Below are 1,005 nucleotides of genomic sequence, written 5' to 3' on the forward strand. Positions count from 1 at the left end.
CGTCGTCTAGAGCAATATGCTCAACAGCATGCCCAGCCATCACTTGTAAATAAGGGAAGCTAACCTTTTTCAGCCCCTCCAATTGGAATATCTCCAAGCCTTTTGAAGTGGCAAGCCATAACATGCCTCGTTGGAACGCAAATTCGTTAATTTGAGAATCTAATTCTAAGACTTTTACAATCCCTTCCGCGCCAGAACGATACAGTTTGCGGTCATCGGCAAACCAAAGCACACCATCTGGCCCTGTTACCGTTTGTCTGATACGACCAGATAAGGTTTGCGAGTCATAACTACTAAAGGTGACTCGCTCAAATTTTTTGCTGAACAAAGAGTAATAACGAATACCTTGGTTGGTCGCAATCCACATTCCGCCCATGTTGTCGCTAAGTAAGGAATAAATTTTAGTGCTATCGAGCTCTAACTCTAAGAAGCTCGCAGGCTCAACTTCAGTAACTTCACCAGTTAAAAACGAGTAGAGATACAAACCGTGCTCAGTACCAACCCAATACTCTTGATTGGTCTCTGAAAACGTCAGTACGTGGGAGCCGCCAATTTTGACGATCTCTTTGTTCGGCTCGTAAATATTGAAGATCAACGCGCCTTTTAAGGTGCCAACCAATATCTCGCGTCTCGTATGCGAGTAGTACACTTTTTCAATGTAGTTTTGACCGGATGAAATCACATGATCAAATTTATTACCTTCAGAGAGATAGACACCAGATGTTGTAGCCAACGCCCATTTGGTTTCGACCAGAATCGCATCATTGATGTACACATAACTATTATTGCTATGTTGATAAAGTTGAAGCAGTGAAAATGAATCAAGTTCATTGGTTTTGATGTTGTAGGTATAAAAATGTGCGCCATCACTTACCCAAATATAATCACCTGATGAACCTATTTTTCTAATTTGCGACCCGGGGTTAAGGCTAAAGACCAACTGCCTTTCTTTGTTTGGGTAGGTCTGATAAACCTCATTTTCGACAAAGGTCCAGAATGACCCTT

Annotated in this window: 1 protein-coding gene; it reads right to left on the minus strand. The window is 41.9% G+C overall.

The genetic code is table 11. The annotated features are described in order from the left end of the window. Positions 1-1,005 (minus strand): two-component regulator propeller domain-containing protein (locus tag R7E42_RS25885; protein WP_411978992.1); only part of this gene is annotated, 1,005 nt, incomplete at both ends.

Source organism: Vibrio sp. Vb1337 (assembly GCF_033338715.1).
GTDB classification, from domain to species: Bacteria; Pseudomonadota; Gammaproteobacteria; order Enterobacterales; family Vibrionaceae; genus Vibrio; species Vibrio alginolyticus.